Genomic DNA, 25,556 nt, shown 5'->3' with positions numbered 1-25,556 from the left:
AATTTTAATTAATTATTTGAGAAGTGTGTTATGGGGGCAACGTGTGGGGAGAGGAATTGAGGAATAGTGGGTTTTTAGGTTGATTGGTTGCAAAATCGGCCTTGACGTTGCGCTGGGGTGTAGAGCAGAGTGCGCTTGGTGTTTATTAAGAGGATGTTTATGAACAAGAATGAACTAGTGGCTTTCATAGCCAATGATGCGGATATTACTAAGACTGATGCGACCAAGGCAGTGGATTCTTTTGTGAAGGCAGTAGGTACCGCTTTGAAGAAGAACGATGAAGTTCGTCTGGTTGGTTTTGGAAGCTTTTACATATCCAAGCGTGCAGCGACGCAAGGTCGTAATCCACGTACTGGAGCAGCAATTAAGATTCCAGCGGCCAAGCTTCCTAAGTTCAGGGCTGGCAAATCTTTGAAAGACACAGTGGCCTGAGCTGATATTTCAAGAGCGGACAACTGTCATGCAGCGTCCGTTCTTTCGTTTCTGTAAAGAGTTAGTTGAGCCAAAGCGGAAATTGGAAGCTTGTAGCTTTTTATCCATGATGTTCATACTTATTTTCATTAGTGAGGCAGCTTTAGATTGATACGATTTGCCTCATGCAGGAGTATATTTATTTAGAGAGCCCTTTAGTCTCTTGAGCAATTCAACGACGCATCACTTAGGGTTCTTGGCTAACCTACCTAAGCATTTAGAGGATTGCGACGCTTCATCTTTACTCGTGCCCGTCTAATCAATAAAGACGCCTTAAGCTGATAAATACATCCTGGGCAGTGATACTTAAATAGGCTCTCAGGCAATAATCACTTCTTGCTAAATAAAGTGAAATGTATTTAAAAAAAAGCCCTGTTGCAATTAACCTTTTGTTCATAATGATCTGATAGTTTTCAGCTCATAGATTAAGAGGAATAACATGAATAAGAAACTTTTATTGAGTATGGCTGTTATTGGTGGAACTGTCTGCTTTGATGTTTGCTGGTCAGCTGTGGAGGCAAATCCAGCGGAGGCAAATGTGCAAGAAGATCACATAAGTGATGCTGGAGAAAGCTCAAACAAGCACTCTGGAAAGAGTTCAAGTCAGCATGCTGGAGAGCACTCAGACAAGCATGATAGCAACAAGACCCATCCCTATCCTCATCATGGTCGTTATCGTCATGGTCATCATGGTCATAGCCATCATAATGGATCGCATACCCATAATCATCAATGATGAACAAGAGTATGCTTGTTATTAGTTAAGCTGTCTGGTGCTTTGCAGTAGAAAGATTATCGCCAGATGCGCAGAAATTCCTGCGCGATTATAAAACGCAAAAACCATAGGCGGCATAACCGAGCTAGAGGGATGATTATAGATAAACGCTTTAGCTGCAGCGAATACGTTAAAGCAAAGCTAACATAGTTTTACAGGTAGGCCAATACGACTAATCCAGGGGTATCATAGATAATGTAACCTTAGTCTAAGTCAAAACCTTGGCTTACCAGCAGCCTAGATGTAGGATCAGTGGATCCTAGGCTAGGCTGATTATATATTGCCACAACCCTCAATACACCATAACACTCAAGACCTTATTGAAGGGGGTATAGCCAAGCCTTTAGTTAAATGCAAAGACTTGGCTATAATTATAGGACTATCTTAACTTGACAGGAAAGCCTTCTCTTCTTCCCGATACACTTGCTCCAAGCATTGGTGAGGTAACTGAGAATTGATTTGAGAAAAGGCGAGGTCCAGCCTTTCCGTTTTTCATTTTTTGCATTAGGTTATGCTGATATTCAGCTGTATTTGATGGAGCTGGATTCGTTTGTTCAACATCTGACAAACAAACATCAGAACAGAAAGCCCCAACAACAGCCATGCTAAGTAAAAGTTTTTTATTCATCATTCTTCCTCTTATCTATAATAGACAAATTATCATGCCATTATGAATAAAAAGTTAATTTATATGGACTTTTTGTATAAAGATGTTTCGCTTTATTTAGATAAAGTTAATTATTACCCGGGTCCATTGAGTATTACTGCTATTGAGAGTAAGAGATTGGTCCATTAAAAATCTAAACCTATAGCAACAGTTCATACACACGCATATGTAGGACTGCTCGATGAATATATTTCTACATTAGACGAATTTTATTTATCTAAAATGGCTTTTTAATGAAAAGTTCAACAAGGGTATATTATAACTAGTGTAATTTTGTGAATCTATGTGACGTCTATAGCGAAGACAAAGAAAAGGTGTGCAAAATTAGAAGAGGGCTATAACCGCAAAATACCTTTATAGCTGTGCTTAAAAATAGATTAGAGCTATATGATTAGACGTCCCAACTGGCTCTCGCCTTCACGAGAGCGCATCGGAAAGAATATTTTATGCAGTGTATTTTATACGAACCAAGCCTTGGTTTTCAGCCGGAAAAGTAAAAAAATATCATCAAATTAAAAAAAATACTTGACTGATAAGGTTTTTGTGTTTATATATAGTCTTAGTTGTTTTTTAACTAAGGAGAGGAAAATGAATCGTTTTTTGAAAAGTATGCTTTGCCTGTCGGCAGGGCTGATTGTATCTAGCTCTAACGCTGCGCTTGTTCCGTCTTCACCAGAGGCAGAAGATGCTGAAAATATAAGAAGGGCCGGGGCTGTTTTGGGCAAAATTGGCCAAGATGTTAGAGAAATTGTTAATGAAGTTGCTGGTCTTGATGGTGTTTTAAGGCCTTTAATAGCTACTCTCGGTCTGCCCGCAAATACTCCTCTTCGAAGCGTGCTAGAAACTGTCCTAGATCTTCCTAGTCTCCCTAAACCTATGATCGATGATGAGCTGTTTGTCGTGGCAGGCCATGATGGCTCTATGCGACTAAATTTGCAGTTAGTGGACTCAGGTACCACTTGGGCGCTGCGGGGGATTGCTTATGGGTTTAAACTATTTGTCGCGGTAGGAGATTATGGCAAGTTCGCAACTAGTCCAAATGGTGTTAATTGGACACAACGATTCTCTGGTATCGGCGCAAACCTAAGCGGCGTTGCTTGGGGTATGGAATGTTTTGTTATTGTAGGAGTCGAAGGCGTAATATTGACTAGTCCAAATGGAAAAGACTGTACGCAACAAAATTCTGGTACTACTAAGCATTTAAATGGAGTCGTTTTTGGAGAAGGCTTGTGGGTTGCTGTAGGACAAGGAGGCACAATTCTGACTAGCCTGAATTATATTGATTGGCCGCAACAGAATTCACATATCGATCATGATCTTTTTGGAGTTTGCTATGGTAATGGAATATATGTTGCAATAGGGGCTAAAAATGCAATAGCAATAAGCCAAAATGGATTTGAATGGAGAGAGATTTTTTTGAATGATATGGATCCTGAGAGTTGGCTATATGGGATTGCTTATGGCAATGAATGGTTCGTTGCAGTGGGAAATGAGCAAATAATTTTCAGTCAAGACGGATCCGATTGGAGTCAGCTTTGGCTGCGAGAGTATTTTAGAGCTCGTCAGCACCATAGGCTTAATGGAGTAGCTTTTAACGGCAGGCGGTTTGTTGCAGTAGGAGACGATGGCGCAATATTTGATATCGAAAATAGAACTCATTGTATGCGGAGGCCTTGCTTAGATCCCGCTACTTCATTCACAGCGATTGCTTTTGGTAAGAAGTAAAAATAAGTTTGCGAAAACTTAAAGAACTAAAACCATCCGCTATACCCAGTGGGTGGTTTTTTTATTGCAGTCGAATTCAATTGTATCTTGAATGCACTTTTTCACAACTAGGCGTCAATCTCTGTTTATATTGTTTATGAAATATTGCTTTTTCCTAAGCTTTTAAGTAGGTAGCTAGCTTTGAATTGAGAAAAGAACATGCATATTTAAGTGATACAACCTGCTTAAAGGGTTATTCAGCAGAAGCGGCGTTTATATAGCAGTATCGAACGATTTAAAGACAAAATTTAAATGCATTTCCGCCGCTCGCATTTAGAATGCTCTTGCCAAAAAGCTTTGTATAAAGAGGGTACGTACACAACCTTTTGCTTAACCGACGCTCTCTCTGCGAATCGCATATATAGACGGCGTCTATTTTATCTCAACTTTGGCGCCGGATTCTTCGACTTTTTTCTTAATCTCCGCAGCTTCGTCTTTGTTTACCCCTTCCTTCAAAGGCTTTGGAGCAGATTCAACCAAGGTTTTTGCTTCAGTTAGGCCAAGGCCGGTTATTTCTCTTACCACTTTAATAACCTTGATCTTTTCGGCGCCAACGTCAGTCAAAACCACGTTAAACTCTGTTTTCTCTTCCGCAGCGGGAGCGGCCGCTGAAGCAGGAGCAGCCGCCACCGCAACCGGGGCTGCAGCGCTGACCCCCCAAACCTCTTCCAGCTTTTTGCTCAATTCTGCCGCTTCCAATACAGTAAGCTTAGAAAGCGTATCGATAATTTTATCTAAATCTGCACTCATATCCTGTTCTCCACTAAAAAACTAACCTCTACTTGAATAAGCCCCAAACACACGAGCCAACTGTCCAGCGGGGGCCTGCAGGACGGCTGCGATCTTCTGCGCAGGGGCAGAAATAACCGCAATAATTTTGGACCGAAGTCCGTCGAGTGAAGGCAGCGAAGCCAACATCTTTACATCGGCTGTGGATAGCATTTGGCCGTCCATACACCCGGCAATGATCTCAAACTTTTCTTCAAACTCTTTAGCAAACTCAACGGCAACCTTTGCCGCAGCGACCGGCGACTGCGAGACAGCAAGAGCCGTCTGTCCCTTAAAAAGATCCGTCATCGAACCAAACTTAGTTTCAGATAACGCGATACGGGCAAGCGTATTTTTTATGACAACATAAGACGCCTCAGCAGTCCGCATTTTATTTCTTAAATCCAGCGCTTCTGCGACGGTCAGCCCATTGTATTTGACCAGTACCGCAAGGTTGGCCTCAGATGAGACTTCCTTAAGCTTGTCAATAAACTGTTGTTTTTGGACGCGGTCCATTTCACCTTCACCTTAAAAATCAAGATTTGTCAAGACATGGACGAAAGAACCGATCGCCATCTGCGCTGGAAATTAAGCCGAAAGCACCAGCGGTCTTAGACAGAATCCTATACACTTCCCCTATTTTCCGGGGAACACTCGCTTCAAAAGCCGCTAATCCGATGCGACGCTCGAAACATCAATCTGTATACCAGGCCCCATAGTAGTCGAAACCGACACCCTTTTCAAGTAGGAACCTTTAACGCCAGTAGGTTTGGCTTTTAATACCGCGCCCAAAAAGGCTTTGATATTGCCTTCAATGGCCGTTGCATCAAAGCTTAGCTTGCATATACCGGCGTGAATAATGCCAGCTTTTTCAAGCTTATATTCCACCTGTCCGCCTTTTGCCGACTTAACCGCCGTGGCTACATCCTGAGTAACCGTACCAAGCTTTGGATTAGGCATAAGCCCCTTTGGACCGAGTAACTTACCAAGCTTTCCAACTACGCCCATCATGTCAGGTGTGGCGATACAAACATCAAAGTCTATTTTTCCGCCAGAAACTGATTCAGCTAAATCATCAGCGCCAATAAGATCTGCCCCGGCGGCTTTAGCTTCATCAGCCTTAGGGCCTTTAGCAAAAACCGCAACTCGTACGCTTTTGCCGGTGCCGTTCGGCATCGTTATCATGCCGCGTATGTTCTGTTCAGTTTTACGTGGATCTATGTTCAAATTGACCGCAATATCGACCGTCTCATCAAACTTACAAGGAGCGCCTTTCTTCAGAACGGCGATTGCCTCCGATAAACTGTAAAAATGATCAAAATCGATCAATTCGTGGATTTTCTTAAGTCTTTTGCAAAGTTTAGCCATTAGCTAACTACCTCCAAGCTCATAGAACGCGCCGATCCTTCAATCATGCGCATGGCCGCTTCTTCATCATTGACGTTCAAGTCTGCTTTTTTCAAACGAGCGATTTCCCTTATCTGATCTGAAGTAACGCGCCCAACAAAGCCTCTGCCAGGAGCGCTGGCCCCTTTTTCAATTTTTGCCATTTTTTTCAAAAAAAACGTTGCCGGGGGCGTTTTCATTACAAACGAAAACGTTTTGTCTACATAAGCCGTAATTACAACCGGAATCGGCATACCGGCCTCCATATTCTGGCTTTGGGCATTAAAAGCCTTACAAAAATCCATGATATTAAGCCCGCGCTGACCTAAAGCTGGGCCAACCGGAGGAGAAGGATTAGCCTTGCCCGCAGGAATCTGAAGCTTTATGTAACCGGCGATCTTCTTGGCCATTAAGATATCTCAATGTGCTATTAGATATATTAAGTGTCTTTCTATCATAAGGCTTTAAACTTTACAATAGGAGGTCATAGCGAAGATTGTATACGGCCTTAAGTTTTTTCAACCTGATAGAAGCCCAAATCAACATTGGTTGGCCTTCCAAATATGGAAACCGAAACTTTCAAGCGCTCTTTTTCTTGATCAATTTCCTCAACTATTCCGTTGAATGTATTGAACGGCCCTTCGCACACACGGATCTTTTCCCCAATCTCAAATATAATTGTATTTTTGGGATGAGACACGCTCTCGGCCACTCGGTTCAGGATGCGATCTACTTCGGCCGCAGTAATCGGCATTGGCTTAGATTTTGAGCCAAGAAACCCTCCTACTCTTGGGACAGTCTTAACTAAATAGTTGCTTTCGTCGTTCATATCCATCTCGACGAGTATATATCCAGGATAAAAGCATCTTTCAGTAGAGGTTTTGACTCCTCGCTTTACCTCGATCACATCCTCGGACGGAACCAGCATTTGCCCAAAAAAAGACGTCAAGCCCTTATTTTCAGCTCGCTCACGAATATCCCCCACGACTTTTTTCTCAAAGCCGGAATAGACATTCAACACATACCAGCGCATAGGCATAATCTACACCTCCAGGCCTATAAGCTTTTTTATGACATTATATATGACCAGGTCAGACGCTATAAAAAACAGCATCGCGACAAAAACCATAATAAAAACCCCTATGGTCGTGGAGGTTGTCTCTTGCCTACTAGGCCATGTCACTCGGCCTATTTCGCTGCGAACCTCTCTTATAAACTTTGCTGGATTAATCTCCACAGTAACTCCATTCAAATTAACAGCTTAATACGTTGGCAGGGGCGGAAGGACTCGAACCCACAACCTGCGGTTTTGGAGACCGCTGCTCTAGCCAATTGCGCTACGCCCCTACAAAACCATCATCCTAAAGCGGAAGTCTACGAAAGATATCCAGGATTGTAAAGGGCGAAGTGGACTGATGAGGGTGCTATTAATATAGCGGAAATATAAGCGCGACTGACTGTATTACCTTCCATGGAGAAATAATATTGATGTTTATTAAAATGCTGCGCTATTCTGCTATAAAATGGCTTTGTTAATGGAGGCTAAGACTATGAAAAGAGTGCTTGTTTTGATTATTTTTGCGTTTTTCAGCATAGATACCGCATTTCCAAAGCCTCATTATGAAAAAAGAAAAACAGCTCTTATTACTGGCTCGATCAGCGGAATAGGACTGAGTATTGCTATCGAGATGGCTAAAGCCGGATATAATGTCGTCCTGAATGGATTTGGAGACGTAGACGCCGCCGTTGCGCAAGTGTCTGCTTTTGGAACAAAAGTAATTTATCATGGCGCCGATCTGAGAAATCCAGCGGAAATAAAAGATATGTTCAGGGGAATTGAAAGAACGTTTGATGGACTGGATGTTTTGGTCAACAATGCCGGCATTCAGCGCGTACATCCTATTGAAGAATTTCCTGTCGATGAATGGAATGACATCATTGCCGTGAATTTAACCGCGTCTTTTCTCACCACTCGTTTGGCATTGCCTTATTTCAGGAAAAAAGGCTGGGGACGTATTATCAATATCGCCTCAACTCACGGGTTGGTGGCTTCTGTTAATAAAGCGGCCTATGTCGCGGCTAAACACGGAATTATTGGGCTGACCAAAGTTACCGCTCTGGAAACAGCCGACAGTGATATTACCTGCAATGCCGTTTGTCCTGGGTGGGTCTTGACCCCTCTGGTACAAAAGCAAATCGAAGACAGAGCGCGACAAAAAGGTGCTTCTATAGAGAAAGAGCGGCGTGCTTTGGTGGCGGAAAAGCACCCGTCAGGTAAGTTTGTAACTCCGAAAGAAATTGCGCAAGTGGTCATTTTCCTTTGTACTCCGGCAGCCAATCAAATGCGAGGGTCTCAGCTGGTCATAGATGGGGGCTGGACTGCTCAATAGCCTGTAAAGAAGCGTATGGAAAGATTCAGAATAAGCGGCTGTCGCTATGATTGGAAGCTACAGTCAGGATTTTAAAAAATCAAATGACTTTAGCAATGAGCTGAGAAGACTTGCTAAAGATTCCAGAGGAATTTTAACCAATCACGTCGCCAGATTTTGCTAGGCCAAGCATAGCGATAGCAAAATTCATCCCTCAATTGCTGAATTTCCTTAGAACGCCACCAGGAATCCACATCCGGCCAAATCTCGTGAACCTTATTTAGAGCGCTCTTATAGTTGCCGTGCATGATACCAGCTTTTTTTAGACGACCGTAAAATTCTTCTACCTCAGGTACTAGGCCGTTATAGCCATAATCTATTGGATAAGTGATCATAGGAACGTTTGTAGCCATAGCTTCGTACCAAAAAGTGCTAGTATAATTTGACACTATTAGCTTGCTGCCCAACATTCTTTTAGAAACATCAACACCTTCGTCTAAGAAGCGCAAATCCTTAATTCGGCGCTTTAGATATTCGGTATGGCTAAAGTAAGGACACCAAGCTCTGTAGTTTGCATGGTCTCTGAAGATCAGATGCGGTCTAATCTCTTCAGAAAGTTCATTTATAAAGCTCGCCCCATCTTTCAAAGCATGAAAAACATCACCTCTCCGTGTAGAAACACATTCCATTTCTTGATAAAAAACCGTAGTTACGAAAACTAAATCATCGTATTTAGGCAGTTTTTTGTGTATATATCGCGAAAAAAATGCCGACGGCATTGATATTGTATGAGATTTGTAATTTGGATGTTTCGTATGTCCAGCAAAGACGAAGCCGGTTCCCCTATCTTCTATGATCTTTCCCGTTGGGTGTCGTTTTAGAGTGGCATAATCTGATCCATGTTGGACAAAGAACAACCGATGCCCCGCAAGCATTGCCGCAGCTTGATAAAACGCCAAATCGTCGTTTGCAAAAGACGTTCTGTTGAAAATATCGCTAGTTCTTTTTGGTAAATTTTTAATGTTTGCCTGTATTTTTGCATGAAAATCATCAACAATTCTTTCGAAATCAAAAACCCTGTCTAGGATTTCGTTAACTAATGGCTTTACTTCATCAAATGCGTCGTTGCTAGGAATCGCCAGCGCTTTAGTATCAGCAGGGACCACAAACTTATGGGTAGTTTTGCAAAGGCTTTTTATAAACAGAACCAGAGAAAACGCAACGGACATAATGCTATCCATTGACCGGATTTGATCGAACAGCTTGTATTTTTTCGGCAGCGTCTTCCAAGCTTCGTCTGTCGCGAAGTAGGCAATACGCCAAGGCTTCTTCCATGTTGAGCTTGATTTTAACAATCCGCACAAACGTTCTGTGAATGAAGTTTGCAAATAATCCTCTGGCACAGGGTTCCAACTACGAGAGCGTACGATTTTTATTCTAGGGTCGTTTACATGTTCTAAAATCGCTGCCGTCAGCCATTCTTGATAGCCAAGCGAACCAGTTAGATTATTAAAATACTGGTAATTTTGCGTATATCTGCGTGGAAAATCAGCATTAACCGTATTAACAATAAAGTGATCTCCTTCCAGATCTTTCAATTGATCTTTAATAGCATGGTATCTGTAAGTCACCTCTATAGTCAGTGAAAATATGCTGTAGCCATATATGAAATTCAATATATGTTCTGGGTAAGAAACTGAGCATTTGCCAGCTATGCGGTCTCTTAGGTCGCGGCATTTATCTTCAGAGAACCTTATAATCCGCTGGTAGATGCTCTCTCTCTGATCTTCAGTCGGAAACGGATCTTTGAAATTCAAATCCATAAGTTCAGGATATTTTTCCAGTAACGCAGCATTGGCAATGCAGACAGGCATAAGAATCGCGTCATTTTTCACATCAAAGGTATCTATGTTATCTATGCGCGTGATATGAAGGGTTTTAGCATCCATCTTGACCTCCAGAATATAACGCCGATTGCCGAGTAAGATTTACTTACCTAGCACTTGCTGGTTATAAAATTCCAGGAAATTTACAGGCGATAAGTAAAGTGGAGCAAATCCTCCATCGGCGGTAGCGTTCGCAACTATGCTTCTGAGGAATGGGAACAAAATTCTGGGGCATTCAACATTACTTACCATATCAAGCATTTCCTGATTCATATTAGAAAGACTAAACAGCCCCGCGTAGCACAGATCCAGCAAAAACATCTGCTTATCTGCTTGCTTGGCGTTTATAGTAGTTGAGAGCGACACTTCGTAAACGTCCTTGGAGGTACTTTTAACATCAACCTTGAAGTTTACATTGATGTTAGGCTGAATGGCCGATTCTCCGCTCATGAGCGCTGTTGGATTAGGGTTCTCAAAAGAAAAATCCTTAACGAATTGGGCAATAATCACCATAGACGGCTCTGAGCCAGTCTCTCCCTTTACTTGCGATTCTTTATCTTTACTCATTTTTTCCTAAACCTATGCTTATGTCATTACTATCATTCATATGCCGGTCAGGCAAGAATAACCTTGGCGCTGCCATTAAGCCTTGACTGAGCATAAAGTCATAACCATTTGCTTTCCTTCCATTTTGGCCAAATCCTCTGGTTTTGCAAACCCTTCGCATTCCTGCAAAACTCGGTCTATCAGCTTTTCACCAAGCTCTTTATGAGAAAGCTCTCTGCCTCGGAAGCGCAAGGTTACTTTTACCTTATCTCCTGATGCTATAAATTTTTTAAGGCTTGCCATTTTTACTTGATAGTCATGCTCGCCAATATTAGGCGTTAGCTTAATTTCTTTTATGTTTACTATTTTTTGATTTTTCTTTGCTTCAGTCTTCTTTTTTTTAGATTCATATCTAAACTTCCCATAATCCATGATTCTGCACACCGGCGGATCAGAATTAGGCGAAACTTCTACAAGATCCAAAGAAACCTCTGCGGCCCGGTCTAAAGCCTCGTTTCGACTAAGCGCACCAAGCGTATCGCCGTTTTCATCGATCACCAAAACACGCACAGCAGTAATGCCGCGATTTACTTTGTGCTTACTGTCCGAAGACGCAGGAACGTAAACTATAAAAAACCTCTTCCTTATCCTATTAAATACCTTATTACAGCTAAAAGCTGCGCCGATTAAAATCAAGGAAAAACTAAGATGCTAGGCAATTTATCAAAGCTGTCGTTGTTGATGTGTCACTACTTACTCGTCTAAGCCCAACCTGTTAAAAAATAGACATAGCACCTAACTCTAATCGCAAATTCACCTTAAAAGACTTTTTAACAAACATATGCACATTTTTTGTGAATAAAACGTGTGAGATAATTTTTTACTTTTCAAGAACGAAAAAGAAACTGGAAATCGCCAAATCTTTACTTGGAACCTTTTTAGATTCTTTGGCAAATAGATGTTTGTTGCTATCGATAAAAGTTATTGCGTGATTTTCCAGCTCCGCAGGAATGCTATCCATTTTATAGATTTCTTGAAAAGGATCAACTCCATGTAACCCTGTGCAGAAGAACTTAACGTTGGGGTTTAGTGATTGTAAGAGCTGTTTATATCTGTGAAACAAATATCTGTTGGGTAGTCCAGAGCCACAAGTCATCAGCTTATATAAAAACCCAGGCACTTCAAGGAACTTTACAGCGCTCTTGCCTGGCGAAAACATGCCATGATCTCTAAGGTCGACCTTATGAATCAAACATCCCTCTTGGTTCAAAGAGGTATACATCTTTCTTATCACAAGCTCAGGGTCATCAACATGCTCAAGCACGGCACGTGATACTATCATGTCGTACCCACCCTCGCGCTTATCGAAAAATTTTTCTCCGCTAGCATCTTCTCCATAATATCTAGTCAAATATTTGTCTAAATCAGGTTTTAACTGTGATAATCTAGGATACTCAGCCATTAAACAGTCAGAAATACGCTTTTGTTGTTCCGAATCTCTTGCCGAGTAGAAACGATCTGCGAGATCAACATGAGAAGCCCCATCGCTTAAAAACAGCAAGCCAACACCATCGCTATCTCCAGGCCCCAATTCCAGCACTTTTCCATAAAATTTTTCTTTGCCAGACACCTTTTTATAATCATTAAAAACGCTTTTGATGTATGCCAGCGATTCATCTATCGATAAGACTTTATGAGTTGCTCCATCGTCCAATTTCAGTATACAATGCTTGAAAAGTCTGTCTATATTTGCAAGAGCATTGCGATATATATACACACCTATCTTTAAGGCAGTGCTGCGCTTAAGAAGTTCTTTCAGTTTATAAATCACGGTAAAAACATCAAATTATATTACTTTATTGATGGATAACACGGCCGTAGGCTTAAAACTAAGGAAATCAATCGCACCAATGCTCAGTTATCCACCGTTCTGCTAAGCGGATGGGTTTCGTGGTAAATTTCCATTAGCCTTGCGTCAGATATGTCAGTATAAACCTGAGTACTGGCTAAGCTTGCATGTCCAAGAAGCTCCTGCACAGTGCGGATTCCTGCCCCGTTTGCAACCAGATGACTGGCAAAGCTGTGCCTGAGAGCATGGGGCGTAGCCGATTCTTTCAGATTAAGCGCTTGCCTTATCTTAGATACATACCTTTCAAATACCGTTGCCCCAAGGCGTTTGCCCCTAGCTCCGTAAAACACTGGATCAGATGGGGAACGAGGATATGGGCAGAGCTCAATATATTGACGTAACGTGTTGCACACCTTCGGCAAAAGTGGAACGCGCCTTTGCTTACCTCCTTTGCCGTTGACAAGGGCTTCTTTTCTGGCAAGGTCTATGTCTGTATGGTTCAGCGACAAAGCCTCGTTAATCCTAAGCCCCACACCATACAGCAGGATTAGCAAAGCGTTATTGCGTACAGCAATCCATTGAATTTTGGTATGTTCTTTATATTCAATAACATTACGCGCTTGGCTTTGCGTCAGTGGTCTTGGGAGCGAAGGAATAATCTTCGGCGCCCTGAACTTAAGCACGAATTCGGGGATTTCCTTTCCGCGACGAAGCCAGCAGGAAAAAAACGATTTTACAGAAGAAAGCGCTCGCGCATTTGACCTGGCGCTGTGGCCTTGCCTGATTCTCGAAGACAGCCATGCTCTTAAATCAGCAGCCTTCATATCGCAGGCATTAGATTCTATGTCAATTTCGGCGTGCTCTGATATGAACTGAGCAAAATTCACAAAATCAATCCTGTAAGAGGTAATTGTGTTATGAGAATACCCTTTCTCTACCTCCAGCCACCGTATCCAGCCTTTTATGCTGTCATTCATAGCAACCTTAGATAAGCTCGCTAAAGAGCAATTATAGACGTATTGCTTTTATCAAAGGTATATTTATTTTTCTTCAGTGAAATCGATTGGCTTTTACTGTCCAAAGCGACGTTTTCTTTGTGCATAGGCGGCTAAAACCTCATCTAAATCATTCTTTCCCATATCTGGCAGGAGCTTGTCACAGAAAAACATCTCGGTATATGCAAACTGCCACAATAAGAAATTACTGATACGATACTCGCCTCCAGTACGGATTAGCATATCTGGATCGGGAATGCCGTTTGTGTATAAAGCGTTGCTTACTGTGCTTTCATCGATTGCTTCTGGGCTGATTTCCCCGTCCAGCGCTTTCCTGCAGATATTGCGTACGGCGTTTGTGATATCAAGCCGCCCCCCATAATTAATCGCAAACACAACCGTTATAATATCGTTGTCTTTGGTCAGGTTCTCGGCGCGCTCTATTCCTTTGACAATATTGGGACGAAGAGTACTGCGATCCCCAATAACGCTGACCCTGTATCCTTTGTCTGCGTATTCATCAACTTTGCGAGATAAGATTTTCTCTTCCAGTAGATCCATCAAGTAATCAACTTCTTCCTGAGTACGCCGCCAATTTTCGGTAGAGAAAATAAACGACGTAAAGAATTTAATACCTTTTGACGCAGCTGCATTGATCAATATCTCCAGCGCGTCGAAACCTTTTCTGTGGCCATGTTTACTCGGCAAGCCGTTAGCTTTGGCCCAACGTCTGTTGCCGTCGGCAATAATTGCTACATGATTCGGGATAACTTTATCAGTATCAGTCATACGGTATTTACACGCGCATAATGTCTTTTTCTTTGGCAGCAAACGCTTCGTCGGTTTGCTTTATTAAGTCGTCGGTAAGTTTTTGTATTTGGGCGGAAAAACGCTTCTGCTCGTCTTCAGAGATTTCTTTATCTTTCTCCTTACGCTTTATCGCTTCCATTCCGTCGCGACGTATATTTCGGATTGAAATGCGTGCATTCTCGGCATGTTTGGAAGCAACTTTAAGCAGCTCTTTCCTTCTCTCCTCGCTTATATCGGGAATTGTGATACGCATAACTGTACCTTCCACCACCGGATTAAGACCCAACCCAGATTCGCTTATCCCGCGCTCAACCGCCTTTACCTGTTCGCGGTCCCAGACCTGAACCCCAAGCGTACGCGCATCTAAAACACTGACAGAGGCAAGCTGGTTAAGCGGCATATGGTCATTCCCATACGCTTCGACACGCACACCGTCAAGTATATCAGTCGAAACCCTGCCGGTCCTGACGGCTTTAAATTCACGTTGCAAAGCGTCCAGGCTGCCAGCCATGCGCTTTTTTAAGTCTGCCAATAACTCTTCGCTCAATCTTTTCCTCCAGAAATAAACGAACACCTACACTTGCCACAAATCACATCCAACAGGTTTAATGGGTTTTCTATTGAAAAAACCGCCATAGGCAGGTCGTTATCACGCGCTATTGTTACTGCAGATGCGTCCATGAATTTAAGGTTCTTTTCAAGAATCTCAGAGTAACTGATTTTTTCAAAGAAAACAGCCTCGTCGTCTTTATGTGGGTCACAGTTATACACTCCGTCGACCTTATGAGTCCCCTTAAGCATCAGCTCGCATTCAAGTTCTACGGCCCTGAGCGCCGCGGCAGTATCTGTGGTCAGAAAAGGAATCCCTATACCAGACGATAATATTATAATGCGCCCTTTATTAAGGTGCTTATGCGCATGGTGGTTAATATACGGCTCGCATACCTCCTGCATACGAATTGAGGACATAACGCGCGATTCCTTACCCAGCTTGTTCAAAGCGCTGTGAATAGCGATGGCATTAATCACAGTAGCCAACATCCCCATAAAGTCGCCGTTAACCCTGGAAACACCGTACTCTACCCCGCGAGAGCCACGATAGATGTTCCCTCCGCCAACGACTATGGCAAGCTGGACGCCGGTGTCTGCTAACCCAGCAATGGCTTCTACCAGTTTAAATAAATATTCATAGTCTATGCCATAATCGCGCGTGCCCATAAGGGCCTCGCCAGAAAGTTTCAACAAAATGCGCTTAAATTTGCGATCGAAAAAGCTCACAAAAGCCCTTTTGCCACGAACGGCCACAATCTAGATGGTAATAATGTTTTGTGCAAGGAAAAACTTAATTTAACTAACTATTAACTTTCAACGCAAGCTGGCGTTTGCTAATAATCGAGCTGTGTTATGAGGGCTGATATGAACTTTAAAGAAATGACCAATGCCGTGCGATTTTTGGCAGCAGATATGATCGAGAATGCCGGCTCTGGCCACCCGGGCGTAGCTTTAGGATTTGCTGATGTAGCAAGTATTCTGTTTCGTGATTTTTTAAAGTTCGATCCTGAAGACCATTTGCGTCCAGATCGGGACAGGCTGATTGTTTCGGCTGGACATGCCAGCGCGCTGCTGTATGCGCTTATGTTTTTGACTGGATATAAGGGGATAACGCTTGAAGATATAAAAAGCTTTCGCAAGAAGGGATCAAAGTGCGGCGGACATCCTGAGTATGGCTTGCTGGAAGGGGTAGAGTCAACAACAGGGCCGCTGGGGCAGGGCTTAGCGAATGCGGTTGGAATGGCTGTGGCTGAAAGGACAAAGGGGAATGGTAATTTCGCTTACGTTATCGCCGGGGACGGGGATCTTATGGAGGGAATCTCACACGAAGCGGCCTCGTTTGCGGGGGCCATAGGGCTTAGCCGGCTTATAGTACTGTTTGACGATAACCATATCACTATTGACGGTCCAACAGATATAACCTGCAAGGACGATGTTCGTATGCGCTTTGGCGCTTATAACTGGCATTATCAAAGTATAGACGGCCATAATGAGCAAGAGATTATCGCTGCAATCTCGGCGGCACAAAATGACCTTAGGCCGTCAATTATCGCCTGCAGAACGACGATTGGTTACGGCGCGCCGACAAAAGCTGGCACTTCCGGCTGCCATGGTTCGCCTTTAGGGAAGGATGAAGTGGCGCAGATGCGTAAGGCCTTCAGTTGGACAGCAGAGCCGTTTGTAATTCCCGCTGATATTCTTTCAGCCTGGCGGCAAGTTGGCTCGCGACGCAGAACTTTTGCAGCCAATAAATCAGATGCCGTTTCACCAGATGAAGTAAAAAAGATCATAACGCAGGTGAAAAAAGAGTTTGCGAGCAGCCAAAAGCCCACAGCAACCCGTAAAGCATCGCAAAGTGTGATAAGCGCTTTGTCTCCAATCTTGCCGGGGCTGATTGGCGGATCTGCAGACCTGACCCCGTCCAACGGCACGCAAGGCAAAGACATGCGCGTCATAACCGCAGAGAACCACCACGGCCAATACATACATTACGGCATCCGTGAGCACGCCATGGGCGGCATTATGAACGGCTTGGCGCTGTATGATGAAAACATTATCCCTTATGGCGGCACATTTCTGTGCTTTTCCGACTACATGCGCGCAAGCGTCAGGATGAGCGCGATGATGAAGCTTGGGGTTATATACGTTTTCACCCACGATTCAATTGGGGTAGGCGAAGACGGTCCGACTCATCAACCTATTGAGCAGCTTACAGGACTGCGGTTTATACCAGGGATAAATGTAATGCGTCCGGCGGACAGTATTGAAACCGCTGAATGTTGGGAATTGGCCGTAAAAAACCGCCATGTGCCGTCTGCGCTTATCCTGTCGCGTCAGGATTTGCCGCAGATGAATGATTATAGAGATGAAAATTTATGCAGTTTTGGCGCTTATATATTGGGAAAAGCCGCTGAGCAATCATCGAGTAACAGAGACCTGACTTTGCTTGCCACCGGCTCAGAAGTAAGCCTTGCTTTATCTGTGAGTAAATTACTGCTTAGCGAAGGCATTAACGTTGCAGTGGTATCAATGCCCTGTTGTGAGCTGTTTGACCAGCAAAGCCAGGAATACAAGACAAAGGTGCTTGGTTGCGCCCCAGTAGTATCTTTGGAGGCTGGCTCCACCGCAATGTGGGCAAAATATACCGGTAGTATAGACCGCTGTATAGGTATCGACGACTTCGGTATCTCAGCCCCATGCAGCGACGTATACGAACATTTCGGCCTTACGCCTCAACACATCGCTGACAGGTGTAGGGCAGTACTGCGGTCTACTTAAGCTATTTCATGCTGAAATCAGCTTGGCTAAGCTTAGCTTTAAGATTGATATCTTGCAAAGTAACTTCAACAGTATCATTACGATCGTTTATCAGTATCCATTGAATAAGCGAAAATGGCTTTTTAGCAAAGACCAACACAATTGACTTTACGCCCGAGTAGGCCGTGAGGCTGAGGCTAATCCATACTTTGGCAGAGTCTTGTTTAACCGCCTTAACAACCGTGTCTTTTTTTAAGTTTAATTTTTTACCAAGTAAGGCGGCGATAGGGGATGAAATTATATCATATTTGGACTGTTCTTCCAGCTGACTGTCCCAGTGGTAAAGGTTCTTGCCGTCTGCAATAATCACATTCTGGTGCGGATTTTCGTACTGTACCTTCATATACGGTCGCATTATCATGAAGACGCCTGACGCGACGCCTTTTGTACTGCTTACTTCAATGAACTTAGCCTTCATTGCCTTGATGCTGTCAAAAAATGATTCTATTTGAGATATATAGAACTCTCGTTCTTCGGCGCTTACTGGATTTGAATAAGCTTTACAGCAAAAGACGGCAAAAACGACCAGAACAATTTTTAGGTTTTTGATCATATCAGTCCATAAGCCCTAAGCGTCTCAGTGACTTGTATCTTTGACGGCCGATAATAATATGATCTTGTACTTTCAAACATACTTGCTTGCCCAGCTCTATTAAGGTTTTTGTTATTTCTATATCGCGCGCAGAAGGCGTTGGATCGCCGCTTGGGTGATTGTGAACTATAATCATTGAGGCGGCGGCGTTATCAAACGCCCGCTTTAAAATCTCGCGAGGATACAGGGCCGTGCTGTTAATGGTTCCTTCCTGCAAGACCTCGTCAGAGATTAAGTAATTCTTATTGTCGAGAAACAGAATCTTCAGCTGCTCACGCGTAAGGCAACCCATCGACAGCTGACAGTAATTAACAACCTTGTCAAACGAGCTTATAAGGTCTGTTTTGGTTATCTCTTCCCGCGAAGATCTTATAATGCATTCTTTAATCAGAGCAAAAACGTGTATGGATGCATCGCCAATTCTGTGTGAATTCTTAAGCAAACTGGGGTCTGCATACAGCACACCTCTAAGGGTCTTAAATTTCTCAATAAGCAGTTTGGCAATCGGCTTAGTATTCTTGCGTGGAATTGCCAAATACAACAGCATTTCTAAAAGCTCATAGTCATAGATCCCATCTCCGCCAGCTTTTGCAAATCGTTCTTTAAGCCGCTTGCGATGTCCGCTGGATAATTCTTTCATTGTGTCTAAACGCTGCTGTATGGGGGAAAATTAAACCCCCTGGGAGATAAAGTGAAGATCTCTACGCCAGATTTTGTCACACCGACTGTGTGCTCAAACTGGGCGGACAGCGACCCGTCCGCAGTAACCGCCGTCCAATCATCATCAAGGATTACAACGTTGCGTTTTCCTAAGTTAACCATGGGTTCAATCGTAAATGTCATACCTTCGTGCAAAACTGCCCCTTTTTTAGGACGACCAAAATGCAAAACAGACGGCTCTGTATGGAATTCACGTCCTATGCCATGACCGCAGAAATCCCTTACAACCGAATAATTCTTGCTTTCAACATATGTCTGAATCGCGTGTCCAATATCGCCTGTGGTAGTCCCTGGCCTGACGGCATTGATTCCCAGCATCATGGCCTTGTAAGTTGACTCAACCAGTTGCCGAGCTGCAACGCTTGGCGCGCCAACATAGAACATCCTGCTTGTATCGCCATGCCAGCCATAAAGAATAGCTGTGACGTCAATATTCAGGATATCTCCATCCGCCAGCTTTCTTGGCGATGGAATGCCATGGCACACAACTTCATTTAGGGAAATGCAAGTTGATTTGGGGTATCCATTGTATCCCAGCGTAGCCGGTATGGCACCATTGTCCGTCATAAATCTATGACAAATTTCATCTAAATATTCGGTTGTAACGCCGGCCTGCACATAAGGGGTTATGAAATCAAGCGTCATTGCCGCCAATTTCCCAGCAGCACGCATACCTGTAAATGAATCTGTCACCTAGTCTTCACCAAAAATAACATACGCAAATCATTAGGTTCAAAACGGCAATTTTGGGGTAGACCTTCGGTAACCTTATGCGCATGTCAGTAAGCCTAATTAGGCAACCAAATGGTCGGGGGCTAATCTCGGCAGCTTATCCAAATCTTTTTGCGAACATATGCCCAACTGTACTGGGCTGGCAGGCTTTATGTCGTGAAGGGCAGGATGGGTTCCGTCTCGAACTGTATTAATTGTCGACTTTGTTGTTGAAACAAGCTTACAAATCTCACCGTCGCTGGCAATTGGGTAATTTCGTACCAGCCAACAAACCGCCCTGATTTTATCCTGGCGAGTAATCTTTGGCTTAGCAGTTGCCCGGGTAGAGCGACTTAGCTCTGGCTTAGCTAGGCTTGCCGAGTGGTCTTTCTCACACCTGGTCAGCTCTTCCTTGCTTAGCTGTCCCAGCGAGACCGGATCAACGCCTTTGATACCAATCGCCGACTGTCCATCAGCTATGGCTTGAACTTCCAGAAGGTGAATATCGCAAAAGTCAGCTATTTGCTGAAACGTAAGGGACGTATTGTCAACAAGCCACACAGCTGTGGCTAACGGCATTATAGGGGTACTCATAACAAACTTGCATTCCAAAAAAAGAGACTTAATGATACCCCGACAAGAAGTTTTATTTCAAGGTTAATTCATGCGTTTATGAACTTAAATTCTTCTCTATCCACTGAAAGACATCGTAATTGGCGAAGGAGTTAAAGAAACTTTGATAGCGCGTAAAATGATACGACTTTTCATTTCCAGGCCGACCGGCTACACAAACCCCAACAACATTATTGCTATCGCCCATAAATAACGGGCCTCCACTGTCTCCGTGATTTGTGAACCCTGCCATGCTTACTGAAACGTTACGGCTTTTATACGGAGGGATTTGAAGAATAACTGCGTCAGGTAAATGCTTAGGGCCAAAATCAAGCTTGAATCCACGTTTATTCAATTCTTTATGCATCTTACAGAATACTTTGTCATCAGACTTTATGTTACTTGCGGTTTCTCGCAATTGCCGAGCCAGATCTTTACTAAAAGATTCTTGTAGTAAATTCGCATAGATCTCTAACTTGGTCTGTGGCGACAGCTCGATCGGACATCCCATATATCGTTTTACCCTGCCAGTATCTTTAAATGCGACGAAACCATTGCTGCCAAGCACGCCGTGGTCGCCATAGCCTATAAAAGTGGCAAAGAAGTGCTTACTAGCTTTCTTCACGATTTCCGACAAATCTGTTGGCCCTAGGCAAATGGGCGTGATCGAGCTGGGAATATCGCAAAAAACCAAGGCAAAATCGGTTTTGAGCGACTCTGGATCAACAACTCCTTTGTCTAAATAGCGCGGATATTTGATGATTTTACTGACCTTGGACGGAATAATGCGCCCTTTTACAAAAAACTCAACCCTGACGCTGCCCGTTCCATCAACTACATGAGCCGCGGTAAGCACGGCTTTCTTGCCGGAAGGTATAGTAATTACTGTACCTGTTCCTACGGTTCTGAAAACCTTATTACCTTCCTTAAGCTCGCAGATGATCAGGCAAACCTGAACCTTTTGATTAGCTCTGGCTATTAAAGCGGGCTCCTCAACGTCCGTGCCAACAAAAGTTATAGCGCAAGCAGCAAGCGCGGTTAGCCCGTACACAGCGCACATTATAAAATTATTTTTCATTTTCATGGTGATATCCCAAATCAACGCAGTTTTTGGTGCGTGCTCGCTGCTTGTCTATGCAGCTCACCAGAGCGCTGTGTCGATTTTTTCAGATGTGAGCTTTGCTCAGACATTTCCAGGTTATTTTGCGCCATTTTCTCATGAAGCTCACCAAGCTTTTCATGGTATTCGCCCTTTTTTTGATAAACTTTAGCAAGCTCTTCCGAATGATCACCCAATGTTTTAAGATGCTTAGCTGTTTCTGGATTGCTAGACTGTACTGATAATCTGCGGAATTTAGCGGCTTGCCTTGTGAAATGCTCTTGTTCGACACTTAACTGCTTAGCATGCTGCTTATGTAGAGTCGACTGCCCAGAGTGTTCGAGCGACACAACGCCATGATGCAGCATTATATGATGCACATCCACCACTTCTTGCGCTTTTTGTTTGCTCTTAGCTGTATGAGCAGCTTGCTCTGAGGCATGATCAACACCATATGCGCTCACCTTGGTAGCGTTTCGCGAGGCCGTCAGGTCAGCAATTGTCACTAACCAACAGCAAATACTTATTATTTTTAATAATTTCACCATTTTACAGATCCCATTACATACAATTTCATATTTAACAAACTCACAAGCCTAAACAACAGGCGCTGCCGTACTAACATAACTTCCTGGCGCATCTTCTATCGGTTGGAATCGGTCGTTGCCCAGCTTGCTTGACGAGGCTTTTTTCTCGCCGCTATATGGTTTAAGCCAATCCAACCAGCTTAGCCACCAAGACGAGCTGTGCGAAATTGCCGCGTCAAACCACTCGTTGGGGTTAGCGAAGGCTTTGTCATTGGTCCAATGGCCATATTTTTTCTTGCTGGGTGGGTTAACTATTCCCGCTATGTGGCCAGACTCTGACAAAATGAACTTTGGCACGCTGCCCAGTAACTTTATGGCAGAATACGTTGCCGTCCATGGGGCAATATGGTCAAGCTTACAAGACACTACGCAAGCCGGGGTTTTTACATTTTTGAGGTCTATATGGACGTTGTTGTATTTAAGCCCCCCCGGCTTTGTTAATAAGTTTTCATTATATAATTTGCGCAAGACAAAGTTATGCAATTTATAAGGCAGGTTCGTATAGTCTGCGTTCCAGTATAGTATGTCGTGGGGCAAGGGATTCTTACCCATCATATAATTATTCACGAAATACGACCAAATCATGTCGTTAGCGCGCAAAGCGCTGAAGGTATTGAACATATGACGACCACCAAGTATGCCGTGTTTTTTCATGATTTCTTCGATGGCGTCTAGGTGTTCTTTATCCGCAAATAATGTAAAATCTCCGGCTTTAGAAAAATCGGTCAAGGTCGTCAGTAAAGTGATACTTTTTATTGATTGGGCAAGCTTTTCTTTACACTCTGGACACGCATAGTAGGCCAGCATCGCCAGCAGTAACGTCCCCCCTAAGCAATAGCCAATGACATTGACATCACGCTCGCTTGTCACGCTGCTGATAACGTCAAGCGCCACTTTGATCCCCCAGTTCATATAGTCCCAGAAAGATGCATCTGCGCAGCTTTTATCTGGATTCACCCACGAAACCACAAACACCGTATGCCCGCTGTCAACCAGCCACTTGATGAACGAGTTTTCTGGCTGAAGGTCGAGGATATAGTACTTATTGATCCAAGGCGGAATGCCTAGCATAGGCACAGAATACACACTGTTGGTTGTGGCCTTGTACTGAATAAGCTGCATGATCTTGTTCTGAAAAATTACTTTACCAGGGGTAACGGCAAGATTTGTTCCTAATTTATAATAATCTTGATCAGTAGTCGTGATATTCAGGATCCCGTCGCCACGCTTTATATCGTTGAGATAGTTCTCAACGCCTTTAAGAAAATTTGTTCCACCGCTTTTCATCGCCTCTTTAATCACCGCCGGGTTTATATGAGCGAAGTTAGATGGCGCCATAGCGTCGCTTACTTGCCTGATGAAAAAGTCAATCATATGTTTAGTTTTATCATCAAGGTCTAAGTCGGCGTAAATGTTGCGGATCCAGTCGACAGAAAGCAGGTACCACTGCTTAACGAAATCCAAAAACGGATTGTCTTCCCAAGCCTGGTCTCGGAAACGTCTGTCGCCACGCGAAGGTGTTACTTTAGGGGCAAAATCTTGTCCATTAAGTCGCTTAACTAGATAATCACTTAGATCAACCCATTTCATGAATATATCTTGATAGGCTTGCCTAAGCTTTTCTGGACTTTCCAGCGCTTTTTTATTGCCGTCGCTGATCGCCTTGATAAACAACTGAGGTTTTAGTACCGAGTTTAACAAGTCGTTTGATAAAGCATAGGGTGGCGGAATCATAAAGCTGGCAAGCTGAGCCCAAAAGTCGCTGACTTTCTCGTGTGCCTGATTGCTTTCGCCGGTATTTGCGGCTTGACCTGCCATTTTAAAGACCCATCAACAGTATTTTATTAAATTTAATATAAAATAACCCTGAATGATACAAAAACTCGTTAACGACGAGTTTGACATTGACTGTACGGTCCGGATGTCTTAGCCTTTTCTGGTCAAATTCGGGGGTGTAGCTCAGTTGGTTAGAGCGCCGGCCTGTCACGCCGGAGGTCGCGGGTTCAAGTCCCGTCACTCCCGCCAGTAGTTTATTTTGTAAATTCAAAATGTATCCTCTCTTTTTAAAAAGGATTGTTAAATCTTGATCACTTCGGTATAAGCAGAAACAGGTGTTTGCGTAAGGTGATGTTAGAGAGTATGTCAGAGCCTAGTTTCAAAAATGTACAGGATGTATTCCTGAACGCAGCGCGTAAAGACAAAGTAATTGTTAATGTATTTCTGGCTAGCGGCATAAGGCTTCAAGGGAAAGTGGTATCCTTTGATAACTTTTCGCTTATGCTTCGGCGAGACACTCACAATGTTTTGGTATATAAGCACGCCATCGCAACGATAATACCGCAAGGGGTCTTGAATATGCGTGATGAATCGCAGCCTCAACCAGGCAAGGCGGCTGCGACTAGCGAAATCGCAGACTCAGGCGACGGCGACGATTAAACATAATCTAGGTAAAATAGTGAGGACGATATGCAGGGTATAGTATCTGTGGATAGAGAAGGGCTGCTGTTTGCTGGGGCGTTTGCTTTTGCGGCATTGATTGGCTCTTTGCTGAGTGCGCATTTAGGGTGGATTGGCGCGCTGTTAACAGTTGGGTGCTTAGGTTTTTTCCGCGATCCGGTCCGGGTTGTACCAGATATTCCAAACGCCATCATAAGCCCAGCTGACGGCACCATTGTGTCTGTTACGACATGTAACAGCCCAAGTGAGTTGGGGTTAGATTATGATAAATGCCAAAAAATCAGCATATTTATGAGCATATTTAATGTACACATTAACCGGTCGCCCATTAAAGGAGTAATCCAAAGAATAGTATATGTGCCCGGTAAGTTTATTAATGCTTCCCTCGACAAAGCCAGCGAACTTAATGAGCGTCAGGCGGTTATCTTAAAAACCGACAAGGGGCCAAGCATTGCTTTTGTCCAAATTGCCGGATTGATTGGCAGACGCATACGATGCGACGTAAGGGAAGGTGAAGCGCTTAAAGCCGGACAAAAGGTCGGCATGATACGCTTTGGCAGCCGAGTTGACGTTTATTTGCCAATAAAAGCTGAAATTACTGTGCTGGAAGGGCAGACTACTGTCGCGGGCGAGACCGTTCTTGGAACAATTTAACTGACGATGGACAGCGCCGACGAACACTTCAAAAGGCGTAAAAAGTTACGCAGAAAGCCGTTGGCGTTTGTCCCTGTAAGTCGCATTGTGCCGAATACAATCACCCTGATGTCCCTGTGCCTTGGGTTTAGTTCGATCAGGTTTGCCCTCGCTGAAGGGTGGAAATACTCGGTTGCTTGTATTATTGGGGCGGCCATTTTGGACGGCACAGATGGACGTGTTGCGCGCCTGCTGAATTCTTCAAGCCAACTTGGTGCAGAGCTTGATTCTTTGGCAGATTTTGTTGCATTTGGCGCTTCTCCAGCCTTGGTTCTATACCTGTTTTCTGTAAACGTTAGTGGGGCGTATGGTTGGGCCGTGTGCCTTTTTTATTTAGTATGCAGCATTCTGCGCTTGGCGAGATTTAATATTCAAACATTAAACACCACAATGCCGCCCTGGGAGAAGAATTTTTTTAACGGAGATCCGA

30 protein-coding genes and 2 tRNA genes are annotated in these 25,556 nt (G+C 43.7%); 9 read left to right on the top strand and 23 right to left on the bottom strand.

Annotated features, from left to right (window positions below; genetic code table 11):
- Window positions 1-159: 159 nt before the first annotated feature.
- Both LBL30_00930 and LBL30_00925 read left to right on the top strand, forming a co-directional pair.
- Entirely contained in the window at window positions 160-432 is a 273-nt protein-coding gene (locus tag LBL30_00930; protein ID MDR1031673.1) for an HU family DNA-binding protein, read from the top strand.
- A gap of 478 nt (window positions 433-910) precedes the next feature.
- Window positions 911-1,207: a hypothetical protein gene (locus LBL30_00925; GenBank protein ID MDR1031672.1), complete on the top strand. Its 297-nt coding sequence runs from the start codon at window positions 911-913 to the stop codon at window positions 1,205-1,207.
- A 418-nt stretch (window positions 1,208-1,625) separates the two neighbouring features.
- Here LBL30_00925 and LBL30_00920 read toward each other — a convergent pair whose 3' ends face one another.
- Entirely contained in the window at window positions 1,626-1,874 is a 249-nt protein-coding gene (locus LBL30_00920; GenBank protein MDR1031671.1) for a hypothetical protein, read from the bottom strand.
- Window positions 1,875-2,501: 627 nt separating this feature from the next.
- Between LBL30_00920 and LBL30_00915 the strand changes: the two genes are divergently transcribed.
- Window positions 2,502-3,638, top strand: a complete 1,137-nt coding sequence (locus LBL30_00915; protein MDR1031670.1) for a hypothetical protein — start codon at window positions 2,502-2,504, stop codon at window positions 3,636-3,638.
- 411 nt (window positions 3,639-4,049) lie between these two features.
- Here LBL30_00915 and rplL read toward each other — a convergent pair whose 3' ends face one another.
- The 7 genes from rplL to LBL30_00880 form a co-directional block, all read right to left on the bottom strand.
- Entirely contained in the window at window positions 4,050-4,427 is a 378-nt protein-coding gene (gene rplL, locus LBL30_00910; GenBank protein MDR1031669.1) for a 50S ribosomal protein L7/L12, read from the bottom strand.
- 21 nt (window positions 4,428-4,448) lie between these two features.
- Complete coding sequence (rplJ, locus tag LBL30_00905; protein MDR1031668.1) at window positions 4,449-4,961, bottom strand: 50S ribosomal protein L10; 513 nt, start codon at window positions 4,959-4,961, stop codon at window positions 4,449-4,451.
- A 153-nt stretch (window positions 4,962-5,114) separates the two neighbouring features.
- On the bottom strand, window positions 5,115-5,813 hold the full coding sequence (gene rplA / locus LBL30_00900; protein MDR1031667.1) for a 50S ribosomal protein L1: 699 nt from the start codon (window positions 5,811-5,813) through the stop codon (window positions 5,115-5,117).
- Window positions 5,813-6,241, bottom strand: coding sequence for a 50S ribosomal protein L11 (gene rplK / locus LBL30_00895; GenBank protein ID MDR1031666.1), 429 nt, complete (start codon window positions 6,239-6,241; stop codon window positions 5,813-5,815). Before rplK ends, rplA begins: the two co-directional genes overlap by 1 nt.
- Before the next feature lie 98 nt (window positions 6,242-6,339).
- Complete coding sequence (gene nusG / locus LBL30_00890; protein ID MDR1031665.1) at window positions 6,340-6,870, bottom strand: transcription termination/antitermination protein NusG; 531 nt, start codon at window positions 6,868-6,870, stop codon at window positions 6,340-6,342.
- A 3-nt stretch (window positions 6,871-6,873) separates the two neighbouring features.
- Window positions 6,874-7,083 carry a preprotein translocase subunit SecE gene (gene secE, locus LBL30_00885; protein MDR1031664.1) on the bottom strand — a complete coding sequence of 70 codons (210 nt, stop codon included), beginning with the start codon at window positions 7,081-7,083 and terminating at the stop codon, window positions 6,874-6,876.
- Between the two features lie 18 nt (window positions 7,084-7,101).
- Window positions 7,102-7,178: transfer RNA gene (locus tag LBL30_00880), tRNA-Trp, on the bottom strand.
- Window positions 7,179-7,381: 203 nt separating this feature from the next.
- Here LBL30_00880 and LBL30_00875 point away from each other — a divergent pair.
- Complete coding sequence (locus tag LBL30_00875) at window positions 7,382-8,221, top strand: 3-hydroxybutyrate dehydrogenase (GenBank protein ID MDR1031663.1); 840 nt, start codon at window positions 7,382-7,384, stop codon at window positions 8,219-8,221.
- Between the two features lie 113 nt (window positions 8,222-8,334).
- Here LBL30_00875 and LBL30_00870 read toward each other — a convergent pair whose 3' ends face one another.
- The 8 genes from LBL30_00870 to pyrH form a co-directional block, all read right to left on the bottom strand.
- Window positions 8,335-10,149 carry a hypothetical protein gene (locus LBL30_00870; GenBank protein ID MDR1031662.1) on the bottom strand — a complete coding sequence of 605 codons (1,815 nt, stop codon included), beginning with the start codon at window positions 10,147-10,149 and terminating at the stop codon, window positions 8,335-8,337.
- 39 nt (window positions 10,150-10,188) lie between these two features.
- Window positions 10,189-10,653 carry a protein-export chaperone SecB gene (gene secB / locus LBL30_00865; protein ID MDR1031661.1) on the bottom strand — a complete coding sequence of 155 codons (465 nt, stop codon included), beginning with the start codon at window positions 10,651-10,653 and terminating at the stop codon, window positions 10,189-10,191.
- Between the two features lie 75 nt (window positions 10,654-10,728).
- Window positions 10,729-11,328, bottom strand: a complete 600-nt coding sequence (infC, locus tag LBL30_00860; protein MDR1031660.1) for a translation initiation factor IF-3 — start codon at window positions 11,326-11,328, stop codon at window positions 10,729-10,731.
- A gap of 184 nt (window positions 11,329-11,512) precedes the next feature.
- Window positions 11,513-12,463 carry a class I SAM-dependent methyltransferase gene (locus tag LBL30_00855; GenBank protein ID MDR1031659.1) on the bottom strand — a complete coding sequence of 317 codons (951 nt, stop codon included), beginning with the start codon at window positions 12,461-12,463 and terminating at the stop codon, window positions 11,513-11,515.
- An 83-nt stretch (window positions 12,464-12,546) separates the two neighbouring features.
- Window positions 12,547-13,458, bottom strand: a complete 912-nt coding sequence (locus tag LBL30_00850; GenBank protein ID MDR1031658.1) for a tyrosine recombinase XerC — start codon at window positions 13,456-13,458, stop codon at window positions 12,547-12,549.
- Window positions 13,459-13,551: 93 nt separating this feature from the next.
- Window positions 13,552-14,265, bottom strand: a complete 714-nt coding sequence (uppS, locus tag LBL30_00845) for a di-trans,poly-cis-decaprenylcistransferase (GenBank protein ID MDR1031657.1) — start codon at window positions 14,263-14,265, stop codon at window positions 13,552-13,554.
- A 7-nt stretch (window positions 14,266-14,272) separates the two neighbouring features.
- Window positions 14,273-14,833 (bottom strand): ribosome recycling factor, encoded by a 561-nt coding sequence (frr, locus tag LBL30_00840; protein MDR1031656.1) that lies wholly within the window; start codon window positions 14,831-14,833, stop codon window positions 14,273-14,275.
- Complete coding sequence (pyrH, locus tag LBL30_00835; protein ID MDR1031655.1) at window positions 14,830-15,564, bottom strand: UMP kinase; 735 nt, start codon at window positions 15,562-15,564, stop codon at window positions 14,830-14,832. Before pyrH ends, frr begins: the two co-directional genes overlap by 4 nt.
- A 138-nt stretch (window positions 15,565-15,702) precedes the next feature.
- Between pyrH and tkt the strand changes: the two genes are divergently transcribed.
- Entirely contained in the window at window positions 15,703-17,616 is a 1,914-nt protein-coding gene (gene tkt / locus LBL30_00830) for a transketolase (protein MDR1031654.1), read from the top strand.
- Window position 17,617: 1 nt separating this feature from the next.
- On the opposite strand, the gene LBL30_00825 is transcribed toward tkt, so the two are convergent.
- From LBL30_00825 to phaC, 7 genes are all read right to left on the bottom strand, one after another.
- Entirely contained in the window at window positions 17,618-18,208 is a 591-nt protein-coding gene (locus LBL30_00825; protein MDR1031653.1) for an outer membrane lipoprotein carrier protein LolA, read from the bottom strand.
- A gap of 1 nt (window position 18,209) precedes the next feature.
- A complete protein-coding gene (gene radC / locus LBL30_00820) occupies window positions 18,210-18,887 on the bottom strand; it encodes a DNA repair protein RadC (GenBank protein ID MDR1031652.1) in 678 nt (225 codons plus the stop codon).
- Between the two features lie 5 nt (window positions 18,888-18,892).
- Entirely contained in the window at window positions 18,893-19,660 is a 768-nt protein-coding gene (gene map, locus LBL30_00815; protein MDR1031651.1) for a type I methionyl aminopeptidase, read from the bottom strand.
- A gap of 99 nt (window positions 19,661-19,759) precedes the next feature.
- The gene (locus tag LBL30_00810; protein ID MDR1031650.1) at window positions 19,760-20,272 is read right to left on the bottom strand and encodes a DUF1013 domain-containing protein; all 513 of its coding nucleotides are present in this window, start codon (window positions 20,270-20,272) and stop codon (window positions 19,760-19,762) included.
- A gap of 76 nt (window positions 20,273-20,348) precedes the next feature.
- Window positions 20,349-21,368 carry a S1 family peptidase gene (locus LBL30_00805; protein MDR1031649.1) on the bottom strand — a complete coding sequence of 340 codons (1,020 nt, stop codon included), beginning with the start codon at window positions 21,366-21,368 and terminating at the stop codon, window positions 20,349-20,351.
- Between the two features lie 20 nt (window positions 21,369-21,388).
- A complete protein-coding gene (locus tag LBL30_00800; GenBank protein ID MDR1031648.1) occupies window positions 21,389-21,937 on the bottom strand; it encodes a hypothetical protein in 549 nt (182 codons plus the stop codon).
- A 48-nt stretch (window positions 21,938-21,985) separates the two neighbouring features.
- Window positions 21,986-23,794, bottom strand: a complete 1,809-nt coding sequence (phaC, locus tag LBL30_00795; protein MDR1031647.1) for a class I poly(R)-hydroxyalkanoic acid synthase — start codon at window positions 23,792-23,794, stop codon at window positions 21,986-21,988.
- Window positions 23,795-23,924: 130 nt separating this feature from the next.
- On the opposite strand from phaC, the gene LBL30_00790 reads away from it, so the two are divergent.
- The 4 genes from LBL30_00790 to LBL30_00775 all read left to right on the top strand — a co-directional run.
- Window positions 23,925-24,001: transfer RNA gene (locus LBL30_00790), tRNA-Asp, on the top strand.
- Between the two features lie 114 nt (window positions 24,002-24,115).
- Window positions 24,116-24,412 (top strand): RNA chaperone Hfq, encoded by a 297-nt coding sequence (gene hfq / locus LBL30_00785; GenBank protein ID MDR1031646.1) that lies wholly within the window; start codon window positions 24,116-24,118, stop codon window positions 24,410-24,412.
- 30 nt (window positions 24,413-24,442) lie between these two features.
- Window positions 24,443-25,087, top strand: coding sequence for a phosphatidylserine decarboxylase (locus LBL30_00780; protein MDR1031645.1), 645 nt, complete (start codon window positions 24,443-24,445; stop codon window positions 25,085-25,087).
- 6 nt (window positions 25,088-25,093) lie between these two features.
- Window positions 25,094-25,556: CDP-alcohol phosphatidyltransferase family protein (locus LBL30_00775; GenBank protein MDR1031644.1), on the top strand; the 463-nt coding region annotated here is incomplete at its 3' end.

Source organism: Holosporales bacterium (assembly GCA_031263535.1).
Taxonomy (GTDB): Bacteria; Pseudomonadota; Alphaproteobacteria; order UBA3830; family JAIRWN01; genus JAIRWN01.
Note: the sequence above shows the minus strand (reverse complement) of the source record. Positions and strands in the feature narration are given on the sequence as shown.